The 13,517-nt window shown below is 59.4% G+C and carries 14 protein-coding genes and 1 pseudogene; 6 read left to right on the top strand and 9 right to left on the bottom strand.

The features are described from left to right. Nucleotides 1-424 precede the first annotated feature (424 nt). The 3 genes from EWE75_RS22605 to EWE75_RS22595 all read left to right on the top strand — a co-directional run bounded on the left by EWE75_RS22605 (nucleotide 425) and on the right by EWE75_RS22595 (nucleotide 5,670). On the top strand, nucleotides 425-628 hold the full coding sequence (locus EWE75_RS22605) for a helix-turn-helix transcriptional regulator (protein WP_130160331.1): 204 nt from the start codon (nucleotides 425-427) through the stop codon (nucleotides 626-628). A 665-nt stretch (nucleotides 629-1,293) separates the two neighbouring features. Next, complete coding sequence (locus tag EWE75_RS22600) at nucleotides 1,294-4,530, top strand: tetratricopeptide repeat protein (protein WP_130160330.1); 3,237 nt, start codon at nucleotides 1,294-1,296, stop codon at nucleotides 4,528-4,530. A gap of 741 nt (nucleotides 4,531-5,271) precedes the next feature. Further along, nucleotides 5,272-5,670 carry a hypothetical protein gene (locus EWE75_RS22595; protein ID WP_130160329.1) on the top strand — a complete coding sequence of 133 codons (399 nt, stop codon included), beginning with the start codon at nucleotides 5,272-5,274 and terminating at the stop codon, nucleotides 5,668-5,670. Between the two features lie 520 nt (nucleotides 5,671-6,190). Here EWE75_RS22595 and EWE75_RS22590 read toward each other — a convergent pair. Further along, complete coding sequence (locus EWE75_RS22590) at nucleotides 6,191-6,556, bottom strand: hypothetical protein (protein ID WP_130160328.1); 366 nt, start codon at nucleotides 6,554-6,556, stop codon at nucleotides 6,191-6,193. Nucleotides 6,557-6,642: 86 nt separating this feature from the next. Here EWE75_RS22590 and EWE75_RS22585 point away from each other — a divergent pair, with 86 nt between their 5' ends. Then, the gene (locus EWE75_RS22585; protein ID WP_130160327.1) at nucleotides 6,643-6,879 is read left to right on the top strand and encodes a hypothetical protein; all 237 of its coding nucleotides are present in this window, start codon (nucleotides 6,643-6,645) and stop codon (nucleotides 6,877-6,879) included. A 55-nt stretch (nucleotides 6,880-6,934) separates the two neighbouring features. Here EWE75_RS22585 and EWE75_RS22580 read toward each other — a convergent pair whose 3' ends face one another. Continuing rightward, a complete protein-coding gene (locus EWE75_RS22580) occupies nucleotides 6,935-7,123 on the bottom strand; it encodes a hypothetical protein (RefSeq protein ID WP_130160326.1) in 189 nt (62 codons plus the stop codon). 268 nt (nucleotides 7,124-7,391) lie between these two features. Here EWE75_RS22580 and EWE75_RS22575 point away from each other — a divergent pair, with 268 nt between their 5' ends. Further along, nucleotides 7,392-7,781 carry a hypothetical protein gene (locus EWE75_RS22575; protein ID WP_130160325.1) on the top strand — a complete coding sequence of 130 codons (390 nt, stop codon included), beginning with the start codon at nucleotides 7,392-7,394 and terminating at the stop codon, nucleotides 7,779-7,781. A gap of 408 nt (nucleotides 7,782-8,189) precedes the next feature. Here EWE75_RS22575 and EWE75_RS22570 read toward each other — a convergent pair whose 3' ends face one another. Beyond that, complete coding sequence (locus tag EWE75_RS22570; RefSeq protein ID WP_231708526.1) at nucleotides 8,190-8,741, bottom strand: MarR family winged helix-turn-helix transcriptional regulator; 552 nt, start codon at nucleotides 8,739-8,741, stop codon at nucleotides 8,190-8,192. Continuing rightward, nucleotides 8,728-9,684, bottom strand: a complete 957-nt coding sequence (locus tag EWE75_RS22565) for a S41 family peptidase (protein WP_165388497.1) — start codon at nucleotides 9,682-9,684, stop codon at nucleotides 8,728-8,730. The genes EWE75_RS22570 and EWE75_RS22565 overlap by 14 nt, the downstream gene beginning before the upstream one ends. 85 nt (nucleotides 9,685-9,769) lie before the next feature. On the opposite strand from EWE75_RS22565, the pseudogene EWE75_RS22560 reads away from it, so the two are divergent. Continuing rightward, a pseudogene (locus EWE75_RS22560) lies at nucleotides 9,770-10,237 on the top strand (IS3 family transposase); the annotation flags it as partial. Between the two features lie 395 nt (nucleotides 10,238-10,632). On the opposite strand, the gene EWE75_RS22555 reads toward EWE75_RS22560, so the two are convergent. From EWE75_RS22555 to EWE75_RS22535, 5 genes are all read right to left on the bottom strand, one after another. Continuing rightward, entirely contained in the window at nucleotides 10,633-10,956 is a 324-nt protein-coding gene (locus tag EWE75_RS22555) for a hypothetical protein (protein WP_130160323.1), read from the bottom strand. 296 nt (nucleotides 10,957-11,252) lie between these two features. Then, entirely contained in the window at nucleotides 11,253-11,645 is a 393-nt protein-coding gene (locus tag EWE75_RS22550; protein ID WP_130160322.1) for a hypothetical protein, read from the bottom strand. A 110-nt stretch (nucleotides 11,646-11,755) separates the two neighbouring features. Continuing rightward, the gene (locus tag EWE75_RS22545; RefSeq protein WP_130160321.1) at nucleotides 11,756-11,950 is read right to left on the bottom strand and encodes a hypothetical protein; all 195 of its coding nucleotides are present in this window, start codon (nucleotides 11,948-11,950) and stop codon (nucleotides 11,756-11,758) included. 98 nt (nucleotides 11,951-12,048) lie between these two features. Next, complete coding sequence (locus EWE75_RS22540) at nucleotides 12,049-12,306, bottom strand: hypothetical protein (protein ID WP_130160320.1); 258 nt, start codon at nucleotides 12,304-12,306, stop codon at nucleotides 12,049-12,051. Nucleotides 12,307-12,618: 312 nt separating this feature from the next. Beyond that, nucleotides 12,619-13,517: tyrosine-type recombinase/integrase (locus EWE75_RS22535; protein ID WP_231708525.1), on the bottom strand; the 899-nt coding region annotated here is incomplete at its 5' end.

Below are 13,517 nucleotides of genomic sequence, written 5' to 3'. Positions count from 1 at the left end.
CAGTGGAAGACCTGGGCGAAGCCCCGGTTGCGGCCTGCCGCGACAGGCCTACAGGGCAGCGACGCTCCCCCGCCAGATCGACGCCGGAGGCGCAAACGCCATCGCGCCAGGGCGCGATGACCGCAGGCCGGGCGGCACGCCCGGCCCAGATCGATCGCGCGCGAGCGATCCCCCGTCAGAGACCGTAACCGCGCTGCGGCCGAGACGCCGACGGCGACTCGGTGGTGCACCGCGCCATAGAGCTCGGCCGCGCTCCAGCGCGGGACGGCTGAAGCCTATAATCTTCTCTGATTTTATGGGGCCCGTTGGGCACTCTCTGAGGCACTGCGGTGCATCTCGGTCCCGAACCTCTTGTCTCCGCGCCGACGCATCTCAATCCTGACAGCACCGAACCATTGGATCATACGCGAACCAGGATCATGCCATGACGACCGACGCTCCCGACCGCATTCTCCGCCTGAACACCGTACTCGATCGTACCGGCCTCAGCCGGGCAACCTTGTATCGAAAGGTGCAGGCCGGCACCTTTCCCAAACAAATCCGCATCGCCGTTCGCTGTGCGGGTTGGCGGGAGTCCGCAGTCAACGACTGGCTGCGCAATCCGATGTTCTACGAGGCTAAAGATTGATCAGGTCGGAAAAGCACCTGGTCGGACGTGCGCCCCTATGTCCGTCATTCCGGGGCACTGGGGCCTTTCTCTCTCCGATCTGTCCTCTATTCATGAACCTCATTCCGCTAAGAATGACCGCAATTAATCGCTGCCCAATATAAACTTCCGCCCGCGACGCGATAACTCACGGGTGTAGATATTCATGAATTAGAAAAGCCGCCGTCACGAGGCTTGCGGCCAAAGCGGCCCTGCCCTCACGTTGAGGCATCTTTTTACCGCGCGCTTTTAAAGGTAGCAGGCAATAGACGATGAACAAGGTCACCCACAGAGCCGCTGCTATTGCGACCGAGAATACATTCCCTTCCAACGGCACTCTCCCCCGGCGTCGTCATAGTCGATAAAGGCACCGTTCGAAAGTCCGCGTATAGCGGTGCAACGCTACACCGACCTGCCATTCTGCTGACGATAGCTCATGTGCTGAGAATGAAGGGGCGATCAAACGGCGGCAACTGGGGCGATTTTTGTCGGCCCGCTTCCTCCGCGATAGCTGCTGGGCGACTTTTCGGCGGCTTGGCGCTTCCGACTATTTGGCGGCCTATCCCGCTTGGCTTTCCTGGCGGCGGGTCACTGGCATTTGACTCGCCGCTCGTTATCCTCAAGGCAGGGTACGGGGGTGGGGGTCTATGAACAAGCTGGTGGTTTCGCTATTCGCTTACAGCGTAGTTGCAAGTGCGGCACAGGCTGAGGATAAGCCGGAAGTCGCACCGGCGCCAGCTTGGGTGAAGCAAATCCCTATATCAACAGACCAGACTGCACCCGACCAAACTCCAGTGCGTGTCCTGCTGTCCGACCAACAAGTTTCGTTCGAGCGCGGAAGCGAGACCGTTTACACCGAAGTCGCTTTCAAAATACAAACTTCGCAGGGACTTGCGGCGGGCAACATCTCCTTCCCCTGGCGTCCTGGCATCGACATATTGACCGTTCACAAACTGCAAATCCGACGCGGCGACCAGATCATCGACGTACTCGGCTCTGGCCAGACGTTTACCGTGCTGCGCCGCGAACAGAACCTAGAGAATGCTACGATCGATGGCGTACTAACCGCCAATATCCAACCCGAGGGACTACAGGTCGGCGACATAGTCGATTTCGCCGCTTCGATCACTTCGAGCGACCCGACGATGAAAGGGCATGTCGAGGAGATCGCAGCGGCTTGGAACGGCTTTGCGGTCAGTCGGGCGCACCTGCGCATGCAATGGCCGACAGCACTTCCAGTCCGTTTCCGTGAGACCGGCGGACTACCTCCGCTCAAACCGATCAAGACAGGCGGCCTGACGAGCGTCGAGTTCTCGCTCGATAATGTGCAGCCGATCCAGCCACCCAAAGGCGCGCCGCTTCGCTACCAACTCGGCCGGATGATCGACGTCACCGATTTCGGCTCTTGGGCGGAGCTCGGGGCGTTGATGGCACCGCTATATGAGAAGGCGACGGTACTACCGGAACACAGCCCGCTTCGTGTCGAACTCGACCGGATCGAAAAGCTGTCGGCCGATCCCAAAATTCGCGCGGAAGCGGCGCTCGCGCTGGTACAGGATCGGGTCCGCTACGTCGCGCTCATGATGGGTGCAGGCGGATACGTCCCAGCCGACGCCGAACTGACCTGGTCGCGCCGCTATGGCGACTGCAAAGGCAAGACCGCGCTATTGCTATCGTTGCTGCATGCGATGGATATCCAGGCCGAACCGGTGGTGGTCAACGCGCTAGCCGGTGACGGAATCGATGCGCGTCTGCCAATGGTGGGATTGTTCAATCACGTGCTGGTGCGTGCGACGGTCGGCGGGCAAACATATTGGCTGGACGGCACGCGTACCGGCGATACGAGCCTGGACCGACTGAGCGTGCCCAATTTCGGTTGGGGTCTCCCGCTGGTCGCCAGCCAAGCCGCGCTTGTCCGCATGGTCGCGTCTCCGCTCGATCAGCCAACCCGGGAGACCAAGCTCCGCATCGACGCGCGTGCTGGCCTCACTATTCCCGCTCCAACCACGGTCGAGACGACCATCCGCGGTGACGATGCGGTCGTCACCAACGCAAGTCTTAACGCGACTTCCGGGAATGCACGCGACGAGGCGCTGCGCCAATATTGGAAAGGCGAGTACGATTTCATCGACGTGACCTCCGCCTCAGCCACTTTCGATCCCAAGATGCGCGAGGAGCATTTGGTGATGGAAGGTTCCGCGAAAATGGATTGGAGCAGCGACTGGTACGAAACCGACGGCACGAGCATCGGCTACAAGGCCGACTTCAGCCGCGACCCCGGCCCCAACCGGGACGCGCCCTTCGCCGTCGTTTTTCCTTATTACAACCAGATGACCGAGACGATCATACTGCCAGTCGGCTTCGCTTATGAAGGCCAGATCAACGATGCCGACGTGAACCGGACAATCGCCGGGGTCGAATATCGCCGCCATGCCGATTTCAAAGATCACGTCTTCACAATCGAGCGAACCGAAAAGAGCATTACTCCCGAGTTCCCGGCTAAGGATGCGCCGGCCGCACAGACCGCGCTGCGTGCGCTGGCCGGGAAGACGATCTATATCAAAAAGCCAGCCAGCTACCACGAGACCGACGCAGAACTCGCGGCATCGCTCGCCACGACGCCGACCACCGCTGATTCCTTTGTCGCGCGCGGCTATGCGCTGCTCGAACGCGATCGCTACGATGATGCGATAAAAGATTTTGACAGGGCGCTCGCACTCGATCCGAAGAACGCAAATGCGCTAGCCGAGCGGGGTACCGCCCGCGTCTATATAAACGACTATGGCACCGCGACCACCGATCTCGAGGCCGCTGCTGCAATCGACGCGCGTAACGCTGTTGTGTTTTGCGCGCGTGGCCTGATGGCCGAGCGCAAGGGTGAAATCAAGACGGCGATTGCCGCTTTCGCCACCGCGCTCGAGATCGACCCTGACAACAGCTTCGCGCTATATCACCGGGCGGATGCCTATCACCGTGACGGCAATAACGATGCTGCGCTGCTCGACGCGCAGGCCGCATTGAAGCAGACGCCTGGATCGGGCGAAATGCGTCTTCTGCGCGCAAACATCTTTCGTGCGCTCGGCAGGCCAGAGGAAAGTTTGAAGGAGGCGGCTGCGCTCGAAGCGGCGGCTCCGGATGATACCTATGCGCAAGTCGTCGCCGCCAACCTCTACCACGCCCTACACCACGATGCCGACGCATGGCGCGCTTACGAGCGCGCGCTGGCAGTGAAGCCATCACCTTTCATCTACATCAACCGTAGCTACGCACATTCCAAGAGCGACGTCGGTGCGCGTCAGGCGGATATCGATGCTGCATTAAAGCTCGATCCGACCGATGCCGAAGCCGTTTACGCCAAAGCGCAGTTGCAGGTCGATACCGGCGACTTTTCCGGCGCCGTCGCGACCTACACCACCGCGCTCGGTCGCGAGCCGAAGAATAGCAATCTTCTGGTCGGTCGCGGCATCGCCTACGCGCGCAGCGGCGACAAGGTGCGCGCCGAGAAGGACTTTGCCCAAGCCCGCGCGGCAACGGCCGCTCCGGTCGACTTCAATAATCTATGCTGGATCAAAGCGACCGCCGGGGTCGCGCTCGAATCGGCGCTTACCGACTGCAACGCCGCGCTCGCCAAGCAGCCCGACGAGAGCATGTTCCTCGACAGCCGCGCGTTGGTATTCCTCCGCCTGGGCCGGCTCGATGAGGCGCAGGTTGATTACGACCGCGCCCTTACAACGCGCCCCAAACAGACGAGTTCGCTGTTCGGGCGCGGCGTGGTCTGGGCGCGTAAGGGCGACAAAGCCAAGTCCGACGCCGATGTCGCCGCAGCTCTAAAGATCGACCCCGCCATCCGCGAGACCTTCGAGGGATACGGTGTCAAACCGTGACCGAAGGCCTGCCACATCTGACGATCTCGCCCAAAGCGTGTCGACCGATCGATTCTCAGAGCAATTGAGGCCAAGCTCGCGCGTCAGAAAGGGGCTCCGTGGGAATTTCTTCAGCCGTGTACGTTAAGCGCGCGTCGCGCCTCATTCGTGGCGACGGAATGGCAATGTCTGGTGGTTAGCTGACGCTCAGCCGTTGGGATTGCTCCGCTTCATGAAGGCGTAAAAGTCTCGCTCAAAAAGGAGCCAGCTTGCGGAAAAGCGCTTACCGCTCAAGCTAACGGCGTATTCTGGATGACACTCGGGGTCGTAAGAGTAGCCATCTGGAAAATATTCGATCGAGACTTGATGGTCGACAATACAATGTTCGTATTCTGGCTTTAAGGCCATGATCAGAGCGGCACTCGGACTCCGGCTCCGAAGCGCTCTCCCGATGGCGGTGAGAACATCGCGAAGCTCTGGTAGCCAACGCTCCGGATCTGAGTCCAATCGTCCCATGCTGTCGTTATAGGTACCCATACGAGATGTCTGCAACTGGGGCGGCTCCTGCCGGTTGGCTTTCAGGCGCGTCGCGTCGATCAATGGCGCGGGAACGGGGGAAATTGGTGGGAAGCGGACATTTGGCGGCGGAACGCAGATACTCGAGCTACAGCTTCTCGGAAAAATCTTTGTAAGACTGTTGCAAGATACGAGAAACCGCTCTATCTCACTGAGACAGCGATTTCGCCGCTCAGGAGAGCCTAAATGACCGACTATTCTGCGCTTCAGCAGCATCATAACGGCCCGTTGTCCGAAGAGGCGATCAATTTCCTCCACGAGGTGAGGCTAAAATACAGGTGGACGTACAAGGTGCTCGGCGAACGCCTCGGCATCAGCGGCGGCTTCGCTCACAACATTCTCAATAAGAACGGCAATATCACCACGAGCACGGTGATGCCGAAGATCGCTGCCGGCGTTGAACGGCTGAAGGGCGGAGATACGACAGCTGCATCCGAGGGCGTCGAGGATGTCGGTGCAGATACCATGCTCGAACACGTTTTCAATCTTCGGCCTGGGTTGAAGGTGACCTTTATGCTGCCAGCGGACCTGACCGAGAAGGAGGGCGAGAAGCTGGCGCTCTTCATGCGCTCGCTGGGGAATTGAGCGACCGGCACGACGTAGCCCCGGATCGGGCCGGGGCTACCCGTGCATCGCGAGCGAGGGAGAGGCCGCAGTTGGGGCGATTGCCGTCCATCCGCTTCGCCGTTCTTGAACGCCGTAACTTGGCTGGTCAGCGGACTTTTGGGGGCACCGGAGGATGCTCTCCAAGAGCCAGTATGGACGCTCGTGCAATGCACGTCGGGGCAAGCTTCAACGCCCTATCCTCCCCCATCTCCTTAACGTGGATTGAAATAAACTCTGCCCAGTTTGTGTGGGGATCAAGAGCTGAGAGCCGACCGACATAGAACTGGACAACCCCGGTCACGGCCGCTTTATCTAAGTCATCCTCGTAGGGCTGCGGCTTGTGGTTCGCGTAAGCAGCCATCGCAATCACGCACCCTGCGTCCACTTCAATACTTTTGGTGTCTAGAGGCAGTGGTGTTGGTAAGGCGACCAAAGCCAACAGTGCTAATCCGATCATGATGTCAATTTACCGCAGACCACGAACGGCCGCAACTGGGCGTCAGTTGCCATAACCGACGAGGCGCGAACCGCCATCGGATTTCTCGATCGGAAACTTGCCGAGGCGGGTAAGCAGTATTTCGACGTTGGCCTCGACTTCAAGCCACTCGATTGATCGCAGTTCCGTAGGCCCGAATTCGATCGTGTCCATGTAAGCCAGCGGACAGGCCAAGCTCGGTGGAAATCGCATCCGCTTCGGTTCTTCGACATCAATGAACTTGACCAGCATCTCGCGGATGCCAAGCCCCGACTCCGAGATGGCTCGAAATGCTTTGCGCCATTTGGTGTCCGACATGAACGCGACGGAAAAACGTGCCCTAGCCAAACGGCCCTCGGAAGTGGGATCGAGTTGATTTGGCCGGTTCATCTTGCGAACATGGCAAGCTCGCGGAATGCCCGCAATCGGAAAGCTGCCAATTCCTTGGGAACGACCGGAACTGGGCGTCAGCGGAAATGGAAGACGGCCTGTGCGAGCGACGCAACGCCAACGATCACGCACCCGATCACGAACGCCCAAAAGCGAACAGCCCCTTCATCTCGGTCGAGGACTTCGCCGCCCCGCAAGCTAATTCGGCCAGCCAGCCCAACGCAGATAGCAAAACCGAGCATCGCGACTGCCACTACCCAGTTGAAGGTGCTGCCGGACTCCATGTCGCCAGAATTGCCGATTTTTGTCATTCCCGCAATTGAGGAGACAACGGCGCTCGCTGAACGACCAAGTTTGGGGCGTGATCTGCCCTTCCGCCTACGCGACGACGGGATCGTCATCACCTCGTCCGGAGCGACCGTGACGCAGGCTGTGACTGATCGCCAGCCCGATCTGTAAGCGAAGCCAATCAGCGCGGTGCTCGTCCGGCAGCGCAAACCCCAACGTCGCGATCTTCTCGACGGTGTTCGCCGCCCACTCGTCGTAGGTCCAATGGTGGTCGCTCATTGCGCCATAATGCCCGTTCGGAGCGCGAGGCAATCAATCGCGCGAATATCAATTGATGGGCGAGAGCCGCCGGTGCGGAATTGCGTTTTTTGGGGCGACTGCCGACACCCGCTCTGAACCTCCGCTGATTGGCGAAGGCGGTGTACCCCCCTTACCGCTGACAATGATGTGAATTGTTTATGGACGAACCCGCAGATTTTGTGTGTGTTGGCAATAGCTGCCATTCGAAATAGTCAGTCCCGACGGGCTGTTGATTCGGGAACGATCTATGGAGTTCATAGTAGAAATAATCTTGCAATTTTTAGGCGAGATTTTTCTGCAATTTTTTCTTGAAGGTTTATCGGATCTTGGCTTTCACGCTCTTGCAGCCACCTTCGAAAAGCCCAGAAATCCGATATTATCCACGCTTGGTTTCGCGTTGTGGGGCGCGATGGCTGGCGGCATCAGCCTGCTGGTTATGCCGCACTCCTTTATTTTCAACCTTGGTCTTCGCGAGGCGAACGTCCTCGTAACACCGCTCGTCGTTGCCGGAGCCATGACGCTTATCGGCCGACTACGGGAACGCAAGGGACAAGCGCGGGGTGGGATAGGCAGATTTGGCTACGCCTTCGTGTTCGCGTTTTCGATGGCGGTTATTCGTTTCAACTGGGCACGGTGAAGGGCGAATGTCGCTTGTTGGGCGACTGCCGACGGGTCGCTTTGACCGGACGCCGATCGCCAGCGGTGACGGGGAAAATTGGTGGATCGCAGACATTTCCATTGATCGGTCAAAGCGCCGTCCTACGCGCGCCATCCCCCGCAAGTTAGGCCGTCCTCATCAACCGCGACCACACGATCCGTGTCTGGGTATCGTGCCAGCGCCAACTTCGCGAGATCTTCAACCAGGTCCCACGGTGCAGCTATATTGATGATGTCCGGCCGACTGACATCCGGCGGGCTCGCCCCCTCCCGAAAGACGATGATGGAATAGGTGGTCATGCTGCGACGGTAGGATGAGCAGGCAGTCTGCGCCAACCTAATCTGATCGGATGCCCAAACCCGATGCCCGCTAATGGGGCGTTGACGGTCAACGGTTAGATATGCCCGGTCGATCAAGCAGCTCGGAGACTCGATCGAACAACGACAAATCGGCCAAGGCATCGTCGAGGCGATTAAGAGCGGGAACGACACTACCAGCTTCCTCGTCCAGCGCCGTCGCAGCAGTATCGAACGCCGCCCATATCGGCGCCAGTTCGCGGACCCGCGCCTGGCCCTCGGACGTGAGCGCCAGCAGGCGTCGCCGTCCGTCAGCGGCATCGGCGTAGGACGCAATCAGACCTGCCGCCTCCAGCGATCGTGCCGCCTGACTGACTGATACATGCGTGATGCGTAGCTTCTCGGCGATCTCGCCGATCGCCATCGGCCCGTTCTGTACGATCTGGTTTAGAGGCCCGAACCAGCGCTGTTCGAATACAATGCCGCGGGCCGCATAAACGCGCGTGGCATCGCGGTCGATCTGTTCGGACAGCCGTCGTAACCGGGCGCCCAACGTGCTGCTCCCAGCATTCCGGTTGAAGTCGTCATTGCTCATGAGACGGCCGCCATCCGAGGTAATGGATGCACGATCATTTTTCCGCATGATCCAGTTTTTGTCGCAGGAACTCCCACGCCAGCATTTTAGCTTCGTTCGGGCCCGCCTCGATATCGGGCCGAACACCGACGCCTTCCCAGTCGATATGGCTGATGCGCCCCTCTTGGCGGTATTGCGGGATGTAGAGCGCGAAGCCACCCGGCAGTGAAACCGCATCGCGCACCACATGCGCCGCTCCGGCAGAGCGGCTGCCGATGATCGTTGCCCGGTTTTCCTCCCGCAGCGAGAAGGCGAGCGACTCCGATCCCGAAGCACTTCCGCGATCGACTAGGACGACCATGGGCATGGCTTGAGGAAAGCGGGGCCATGCCGGTTCCTTGCTCGCGTCTGCTTTGGCCGGCTTTCCGGCTCGATCAAAATTCTGCAAGGTCGGAGGCGCGCCGACCGGCAGGAACGTTCGTTCCACGAGTTCAACCGTGCCGCCATCGCCGCCAGGATTGCCGCGCACGTCGATGATGAGCGCGGTCGAGTTCCGCAGCAGGGCAAAGGCGCTCGCCAATCGCGGCTCGACCCAGGACATGGGAGCCCAGCCTGACAGGTGCAGATAGCCGATCCCACCCGGCAATCGGCTGACCTCCTCGACGCCGAGATTGTCGACGAGCGCGTCGGCATCGGGTTGTGCAGGGGCTTCGCTGGGTTCGGGGGCTCCGAACGCTACGCGCAAGTGAAGGTCGTTCAGCGCGTCACGCATGGCTCGCGTGAGCACCGCCGCCTTCGCCGGGCCATCGCCGCATACACGGGAAACGTCACCGCGGCGGACGACCGACCGCAATCGGGCGGCACCTTCGGCCCCTCGTGTCGGCAGCACATACCGGCTTTCCAATGCAGCGGCTATCGCCTCTGTCGCCGGTCGCAAATCAGCGCACGATGTTTCCTGCGGTGTCGTTTGCGCGACGGCCAGCATTAACGCGAGTCCAAGCAGGCTGGCCATCATAATTCCTATCGAGCAGCAATATTGGTAGGCGCCTACATTAATAGGTTCCCAAAATCAACTGCGCTTACCCGGAGCCCAGACCGACATCACCTACGTCCCAATGGCGCGCGGCTTCGTCTACCTTGTCGCCATCGTCGATTGGTTCAGCAGACGGGTGCTGGCATGGCGCGTATCGATCACTCTCGCGACCGATTTCTGCGTCGAGGCATTGGAGGAAGCGCTGACGCGCTTCGGGAAACCCGAGATCTTCAATACCGATCAGGGAAGCCAATTCACCAGCACCGAGTTCACAGGCGTTCTCCAGCGGGAGAAGATCGCGATCAGCATGGACGGCAAGGGCTGCTGGCGCGACAACGTCTTCGTCGAGCGCCTTTGGCGCTCGGTGAAATACGAGGAGGTGTATCTCCACGCCTACGCGTCGGTGCCCGAAGCTCGCAGCGGTATCCGTCGATATTTCGGTTTCTACAATACCGTGAGGCCTCACTCGAGCCTTGGTTGCAGGACACCCGACCAGATATACTTCAACCAGCCGCTTCTCGCAGCGGCATGATCAACCGGCCGGCGATCCACTTAACGGACCCGCGAGCCTGTGCAGACAAACCGAGCCACCTCTCCCTTCAGCGGTTATGCTGCAATAGCCGTCAGTGGCCAATCCATGCTCAATTTCGTCCGCGAGGCGCTATGTCGATGCAGCCTCCATGTTCTGCCGGTGCGCGGCTAGGATACGCAAAACGGTAGGTTCGCTGACCGCGCACGCGGAACGACAATATCTGGTGGGGTAGCGGCCGTTAGCTCAGCGGTCGATCCAACGCTTTAACACCCGCTGATGAGATAGCGAGCGGTGTGCTCCACCCTCGATGATCCGATCGGCCAGCGAAATTTATCTGCCCCCCGGTAATCTCATCCAATGCTCATTGCCGCGACAATCGTGGCTTACGGCACGGATCAGTCGACCGAGACCCACTTCCCACTCGCATCCTTCTTCGCTTTGACGATCAGCGTGCGTGTTCCTTCTTGCGCGTCACCCGGCATCTTGCCCGTTACCTCTATACCGCAGACATAGGTATCTTTCTCGGCCTGGGAATTGCACAGGCCCTTGGTCTCGATCTTGGCGGCCTTGGCAGCGGCAACGCCCGCTGGATCGTTACCAACGCTCTCGATCAGGGCCTTGCGCGCCAGGTCTTCCAGCGTCGAACTGCTCGGACCGCTGAGCATACTGCAGGCTGAAAGCGACATAGCAACGAGAGTGAGCGGTAGAAAATTGCGCAAAATATGCTCCTGAAATCTAATTTACGTATATGGCTACGTCGGCAGGCCGCGTACTAAAACCGGCATCCGGCAGTTCTGAAGCGTCCCGGATTGTCCGGATGCGATTTGGTTTGAGTGATCCAACCATATCAAGGTTCTCAGTGGCTGCATAGTAATTGGCCTCTGCCTCGGCAGGCGGCACACCAGCAAACAAACGTCCGGCTTTGGGGCGGCTCCTGCCGGTCGGCTTTCAGGCGCGTCGTGTCGATCAATGGCGAGGGAGCGGGGAAAATATGGGTGGAGAGCTGCCAGTCCGATTAGCTTGGGCCGTAACACCGCACGAGTGGCCTTTTGCTCGGCAAATCAGGGGCATTAATATACAGTTCGGTGAGCGGCCCGGTCAGCCGAAGCGTGACTTTCTCGTAATCGGCTCGACCATTAGGGAACGAAGTTCCCGAAACCGTTACCGCATGATCTCGCATTGGAGAGATGCCAGCAGCCTTAAATACCAGAACATCATAATTAATGCTGCTACCGGTTATTGATGCTTGAGCGTCAGTATCGTCGCACTCAGCCCCGAGGTCGTGCCATACACCGCGAAATTCGGCAGGAATGACGTCGACAGGAGAGCTTCGCAGAAACCAAATGCCGCCCATCGCTAGCGCGATTAATAAACTTGCCCCTGTTGCTGCCATCAATGTCAAGCGCATTGGCTATCATTGCATGCCTCGCAAGCCGCAGCAATCGCGTTCAATCCGATATGACTGTTACGGCGGCTATTGAGCGAGAGCTGCCGTTTGCTGGATTGAAATGATGGGCCTTAAAATTTGGCGTCGTCGGCATTACGCTTCTGGCGCGCACGCAGAAAATGCCGCGCACCCACGATCGCGAAGACTGCCGTTGCGCCCAAGGTGATTGGCTGCTGCCGACCAAAAAACCAGCTCGCAAGCCAGATGATTGCCGCAGCGAGAAACCAAATGCCCGTCTCGATATGATGTCGAACTAAGTTTCTCATCGGATATGCTCTCGCAAGTGCGTCCCCGCGATACTGGCGGTCATCCGAAATGTCTGCAAGTGGGGCGAGCGCTGCCGATGCAGGGGCTGGGACAATCATCAAGCGGCTGGCGGGAAAGCTCGGAGATGTTGGACAGCTATCGTCATCATCAAAACGCCAAAGCCCGCCGCCCAAATGATGGCTCCTGCGCTGTGATCGACTTCGATATACCGGCTTGCCGTGAACAGTCCGAAAGCCGAGCCAACAATTGCGAATCTGGCCAAGGGCGGAAGGCGTTTTGATAGCATCACCATAAACACGATGACGATGACGCCGCCGAGGACTGCCGCCAAACTCAATACATCATCGACCATCACTGCCAACTCCGAGCGGCCTACGCCCGATTATCGGATCGGAATTCCCAAGGCGCGAGGACGGATTGCGGGCGCGAGCCGCCAGTCCGGAATCACGATTTCAGGAGCTACCGTCGATGGAGCGATTAGGCTGACAACGTCGCGCCAGCGGACGTCGAATGATGCGGCTAGCCCAGCCAGACCAAAGGAAAAGTGATCGCCGCGTCCTAATACTCCCGCCGAAGGGCTTCTTGCCTACACCGAGATGTCGGCGATTCAGTCGTCTACCTCCGCCAAACCGGCCATTCCGCTGTCGGCCCATAAGCCGCCACTGCGTCAAGTGCCCAGAAAGTGTGCCCACTCGTTCATAAGGACCCGTCGCCGTTCGAAGAAATCAGTGCGCCGATACGCCGCTTCAACCGCATTCGCGATCTGATGCGCAAGCGCCTTGTCGGCTACCTCCTTCGGAACGTCGGTGCATTCGGCTACCCAGTCGGTGAAGGTACTGCGGAAGCCGTGCACCGTCGCGTCTTCGATCTTCATGTCGCGCAGAACCTTGAGCATCGTCATGTCGCTGATCGGCCTGTCGCGACGCGAACTGAACAACAGGCTTTGCGGCTTCACCGCTCCGTGCAGTTCAAGGTGGCGCTGGCGCAAGGCTCTCAGAAGCTTAACAGCCTCAGGTGCTAGCGGCACGACGTGCGCTTCCTTCATCTTCATGCGCGATGCGGGGATCGACCATATCGCCTTGTCGAGGTCGAACTCGCCCCAAACAGCCTTCCGGGCCTCATTTGATCGCACCGCAGTCAGGATCGTGAGCCGCAGCGCATCGCGACCCAAGGTCGAGGGCAGCGCCGACAGGGACTTCATGAACGCGGGCGTATCCTCATGTCGCATCGCTGCCCGGTGGGTTACCTGATGGGTCTGCCGCGGAAGGCCTCGCGTTACGGATCGAAGCGATACCTCTTCGGGGACAAATCCCTTGATGTGCGCAAAGTCCAGCACGGTGCCGATCCGTTGCAGCACACGCTTTGCGGTGTCCGGGACCGTGAGCCAGATCGGCTCCAACACAGTTAAAACCGCCGCGCTGTCGATCGCGGTCACGGCCCTCGCGCCGATGAGCGGAAAGACGTGGCGCTCGAAGCTCGATATCCAGGAAACGTGACGCTGATCCTTCCACCCACCCTTCATAGCGTCGTAGCAATCGCGCGTGACCTTCTCGAAGGTCGGTGCAG

The organism is Sphingomonas populi, from assembly GCF_004208535.1.
GTDB classification, from domain to species: Bacteria; Pseudomonadota; Alphaproteobacteria; order Sphingomonadales; family Sphingomonadaceae; genus Sphingomonas; species Sphingomonas populi.
Note: the sequence above shows the minus strand (reverse complement) of the source record. Positions and strands in the feature narration are given on the sequence as shown.